This window comes from Helicobacter sp. MIT 03-1616 (genome assembly GCF_000765685.2).
Classification (GTDB): domain Bacteria; phylum Campylobacterota; class Campylobacteria; order Campylobacterales; family Helicobacteraceae; genus Helicobacter_C; species Helicobacter_C typhlonius.
Genome location: NZ_JROY02000024.1, coordinates 1 through 4256, shown reverse-complemented (window position 1 = coordinate 4256; position 4256 = coordinate 1). Strand labels below are relative to the sequence as shown.

The window sequence follows — 4256 nt, the reverse complement described above, 5'->3', positions numbered from 1 at the left end:
TTTTCTGTGCCTTTGTAATTCTTGGCAAAGAATTGTCCTTGAATTGCATTGAGATTTTGGCTTCTTACCGCTTGTTTTCTAAGCAATATTTCTTGTTCTGTCGGTGGCTCTTGAGTTTGTGATTGCATTTGAATAGGAATTGAGCTTGAGCTAAAATCTCTACTTGTAGAATCTAACATAGGGCTATTTTTGACTCTTTCTTTATCTTGTTCTCTTTGGTCTTGCAAGTCTTGAATTTTTGTTACCATTTCTAACATTTGTTCTTGCCCTTCTAGCACTCTTTGATTGGTTAGTTCTTCTAGTGAAGGTTGTTCGGCTAAAGCAAAAGAGGTTAAAAGGGGAAATGTAAGGATTATTTTTTTCATTATTTATTCTCCTGTTTTTGTGATTGGTCATCAATAAAAACTTCAGTAAGCGCATAATCTTCAACTATGAATCCTGTGGGATTTCGTGGCACAGATTCAAAACTAATGCCTTGCTCTATAAAGTCATATTTGAGTGTGGCTCGGTAACGCTTGAGTTCTTTGTCTTTAGTATTTTGAGTGATAGAGATAAAATCTACATTGGCTACGCTTTTTGATAATACACTTAGGTTGATGATATGTATTTTTCTATATATCTCTTTATTTTGATAGATAGAGTTTTCTTGTGTTACAATTCTTCTAAAAGTATCCCATACCTTATTAGAGCTTTGTTCTCTTATGTCTTCGTATCGTAACTCATCATCAATACGATTGATTGTTTCTCTCTTTTGCACATAACTTGCGAGGATAGATTTAAGAAGTGCTTCTTCACTTCTAATATTTAAGTTTCCTTGCTCTACCCTTACAAAATTACTCTCTGCATTTGAGAAAAACACAAGATAAGGCACATTTTGCTTGAGTGGTAGCATTACCATTATGGTAATAATTAATAATGCAATTATTGCAGATTCTGCAATAATCCAAAAAAACATATATTGTTTAATGTGCCTTTCTAGCTTAAACAGAAAGTTTGCGTCCTTTTTGTATTCATTATCCCCAAAAGTCATTTTTATCCTTGTTTATCCATATCAATGATAATGTCATAACAAGCACAAGGGCTTTTTGAGGGAATCTTAGTTTTGCTACTACCACAACCTAAGATTGTTATAGCTAAAAAGCCGAGCATAGTGAGTGTTAAAAATTTCTTCATAGGTTCTCCTTTTGTAGAATTGATTTTTGATTTTTAAGATACATTGCTCTCCATTCTTGCGGGTGATATTTTTTACACTCTATGAGCGCATTTACATTTTTAGATTCAGAGCTGAATACTTTTAAATGTTCGCCTAGTCTTGAAAAATTAATATCAAGAATTGCAGATTCGTCTTTTCTCTTTAAAAGAATTTGCCTTGAAGCCTTGCTTGTATTTTGCAAGAAGTTAATTTCGCTTCCTGTTAAGGAAAGTTGGTCTTGAAGTCTTTCAAGTGTTCGCGCGTCTGTAGTTGGAAATATGATAATGTTTGCCATATTTTCTATGAAGGCTTCCGCATTTGCCACATTCTTAAAAAAATCAAGATTTTGCACTCCCATTGCCATCACACCATTTATCTTTCTCACTTCCATAATGGATTCAATGATTGCATTGCACATATTTGGATTATTGAGGTAATCTCTAAGCTCATCAATCCATATAAAAAAGCCCTTGTTTGCATTCTTTGAGATATTTTTTATTTTATGAAAAAGATACAAGGCGCATAACGCCGAGTTCTTTTGATCCTTGAGTATGGCGTCCATATTAAGCACTGAAAGTTGTTTGCTAAAATTAAGTGCGTCTTCTTTGTTGTCAAACAATCCTTCAAGATAATCCCTATATCTTATTTTTAAATCATCTTGTGAGTTTGGAAAGTGTAAGCTGTCGTAAAAATCCTTGAGTGTAAAAATATGGCTATCATCTTGTGCTTGTGTTTCTCGTATTTGCCTTATTGTGTCTCCTACGATATTTCTTAGTTCGTGTTCCCCATTACCTATTTCGCCCATTTCACACAACCAAGACTTTAAAAAGTTATTGTTTTCTGTTGTATCACCAAGAGAGAAGGGATTAAGCTTAAAACCATCAAGTTCTAAATCGTGGTATTCTCCTGTAACATAGTTTGTAAAATTGTGCATACCGCGCAATTTATCCATTGCAAAGATGTTAATATCATACTTAAAGAGATTTGTCATAAAAAACTGCATAAGCGTTGTTTTGCCATAGCCTGTTCCCCCTATAACTAGCGTATGCCCTGAAGCATCTTCGTTAGGGCTGTCGTGAAAGTTAAAAAAGTAGGGGCTTCCACTTAGGTGTTTTAGAATCGTTATGGGTCGATTCCCCCATCGCGAGTTCTTAAATCCTAAAATATCATTCTCAAAGGTGCATAGTGTGCTTATTACCGAGCTTGTTTGTGTGCGGATTCTTGCATTAATATTGCCACGAGATGGGAAAAAGCTAAAAAACAATGGTTTAAGATTAAGTGTCTCTCTTGCAACACTTAAATTTTGAGCTTTAAGTATGGCTATAAGTGAGTTTGTTTTAGAATCAAGGTCTTTCATTCCATACTCTGACAAAACAAGAATGCTAAGAGAAAACTTCAAGAGTTTTTCTCTATCTGTTTGAATCTCTTGCAATAAGGTTTCAAGGGCATTTTGAATAAGCTCAACAGCATAGAGCTTAGCATTTTTCACTTTATTAAGAGAAGTGTTTCTATCAAGAGCTTCGCAGTGAAAAATAAGAAAATAATCTGTATTCTCTCTTAGAATGGTCGTTGGTAATATACTTGAAATATTTTCTGTTTCATATGCCTTAACACTTAAGAATCTCCCATAGATTTCCTTACCATCGTTGCGGGTAAAAATGATGAAATCTTTTTTAAACTCGACATTTGAAGTGATATAAGAATCTGTTATACTTTCATATCCATAGCGTAAATTTGTGAATTGCATATTAGAGTAGGTAGCATAGAAGTTGATAATACTATCAGAGTCAAGTTGAATAGGCTTAAAGTCTCCCAATGCACTTTTTATTTCTTCACATACTTCATCAAGTTTTTTTTGCCTTAAATTCAAACCTCGTAGTATTGTTCTCTGGGCTTAGATTATCTGCAATTTGTTCTGTCGTCATTTTTTCTTTTTTTGCTTCAAAATAACCTGCGACTTGTTTTGATTTTGTGGAGACAATGAGGTAGTAATTGATTTTATATGTTACGATTCCACTCTCCCATTTTTTTATTATCTCTTCGGCAAAATGATTTGGGGAGCTTGAATCAAATTCTAAATGAATTTTTTCTTTTTTAGCAAAGATATTTACTTCCACATTCGTATCAAGCTTACTCCAAAATCTATTGCGTGTATTAACAAGTTCTATTTCTTGATTAAGTGTAATTGCTGAATAGCTTATGCCTTCAATTCTGAATCCCGCACATAAGTTACCATCTTGTGTTGCTATGTATTTATCACTAAATTTTGAAGCGATATTAGATTCTTCATTCATCGCATAGATTGTTGGCTCTTGGAGTGTAAGTATGCCTTCGGCTTCTTTCATTGTTTTGTTAAAAGCTTCATTGAGAGTATCAATATTTTTGTGTTTGCGTAAATTTTGAATAATCTTTTTTGCAAATTGCATTGTATTCCTTATGCGTAAAAAATATTTTTTGATTTCATCTTTGAGCGTATGATGAGAATGTCGTAAATATCTTCATCAAAATATTCAAAAATAGATAGCGTAGCGAGAATCAAAACAAATAAAGGTATTGCCCACCATACAAGTATGAGCCACAATACACCGCCACCTAGCAGGGCAATAAGCAAAGAAGTTCTGCTTAAGCCTATGTTTGTGCGTGGCAAATACACCTTGTCCTTTTTTGTGATTTCTCTAAAATTATCAATCTCAATCATTGAAACACGCTTACACCATTATTAGTTACACCCCATAGCACACCTGTGATAATTGCTATCCAAATAATTGTTTTCATATTGTCTTTTAGAAGCTCTGGTTTAAACTTTGCAGCAATAGCAAGAAAACAAATCATTAAACCACCAAATACGCCTACTAGAATATGAATTACACCCATAACAATATCTCCTGTGCTATTCACTTCTGTTGCTATTGAATTTTTGAGTTTTTCTCCAAATGCTCCATAGAGATAAACTTGAGCCATAATCAAAAAGAATGTGATTTTTGCAAGTATCTTTTTCATTGTGTTTGTGTCCTTCCCCAAAGTTTGATTGCAAAATTTTTGCGTAGAATATAGAAATTATTAA

Annotated in this window: 7 protein-coding genes; all 7 read right to left on the bottom strand. The window is 33.5% G+C overall.

The features are described 5' to 3' along the window. Positions 1-365: hypothetical protein (locus LS67_RS09395; RefSeq protein WP_034328456.1), on the bottom strand; the 365-nt coding region annotated here is incomplete at its 3' end. Further along, positions 365-1030: a type IV secretion system protein gene (locus LS67_RS09390; RefSeq protein WP_034328454.1), complete on the bottom strand. Its 666-nt coding sequence runs from the start codon at positions 1028-1030 to the stop codon at positions 365-367. The genes LS67_RS09390 and LS67_RS09395, both read right to left, overlap by 1 nt. A gap of 2 nt (positions 1031-1032) precedes the next feature. Further along, on the bottom strand, positions 1033-1173 hold the full coding sequence (locus LS67_RS09695; RefSeq protein ID WP_156407275.1) for a hypothetical protein: 141 nt from the start codon (positions 1171-1173) through the stop codon (positions 1033-1035). Then, positions 1170-3062 (bottom strand): hypothetical protein, encoded by a 1893-nt coding sequence (locus LS67_RS09385; RefSeq protein ID WP_052099936.1) that lies wholly within the window; start codon positions 3060-3062, stop codon positions 1170-1172. The genes LS67_RS09695 and LS67_RS09385 overlap by 4 nt, the downstream gene beginning before the upstream one ends. Continuing rightward, complete coding sequence (locus LS67_RS09380) at positions 3037-3618, bottom strand: hypothetical protein (protein ID WP_052099935.1); 582 nt, start codon at positions 3616-3618, stop codon at positions 3037-3039. Before LS67_RS09380 ends, LS67_RS09385 begins: the two co-directional genes overlap by 26 nt. Positions 3619-3626: 8 nt before the next feature. Continuing rightward, complete coding sequence (locus LS67_RS09375) at positions 3627-3890, bottom strand: hypothetical protein (RefSeq protein WP_034342182.1); 264 nt, start codon at positions 3888-3890, stop codon at positions 3627-3629. Further along, positions 3887-4192 carry a hypothetical protein gene (locus LS67_RS09370; protein ID WP_034328695.1) on the bottom strand — a complete coding sequence of 102 codons (306 nt, stop codon included), beginning with the start codon at positions 4190-4192 and terminating at the stop codon, positions 3887-3889. The genes LS67_RS09375 and LS67_RS09370 overlap by 4 nt, the downstream gene beginning before the upstream one ends. Between the last annotated feature and the right edge of the window lie 64 nt (positions 4193-4256).

Bases quoted from the DNA above. Each gene is read 5' to 3' on its own strand.
- LS67_RS09390 (WP_034328454.1), bottom strand. From the start codon at position 1,030: ATGACTTTTGGGGATAATGAATACAAAAAGGACGCAAACTTTCTGTTT.
- LS67_RS09695 (WP_156407275.1), bottom strand. From the start codon at position 1,173: ATGAAGAAATTTTTAACACTCACTATGCTCGGCTTTTTAGCTATAACA.
- LS67_RS09380 (WP_052099935.1), bottom strand. From the start codon at position 3,618: ATGCAATTTGCAAAAAAGATTATTCAAAATTTACGCAAACACAAAAAT.
- LS67_RS09375 (WP_034342182.1), bottom strand. From the start codon at position 3,890: ATGATTGAGATTGATAATTTTAGAGAAATCACAAAAAAGGACAAGGTG.
- LS67_RS09370 (WP_034328695.1), bottom strand. From the start codon at position 4,192: ATGAAAAAGATACTTGCAAAAATCACATTCTTTTTGATTATGGCTCAA.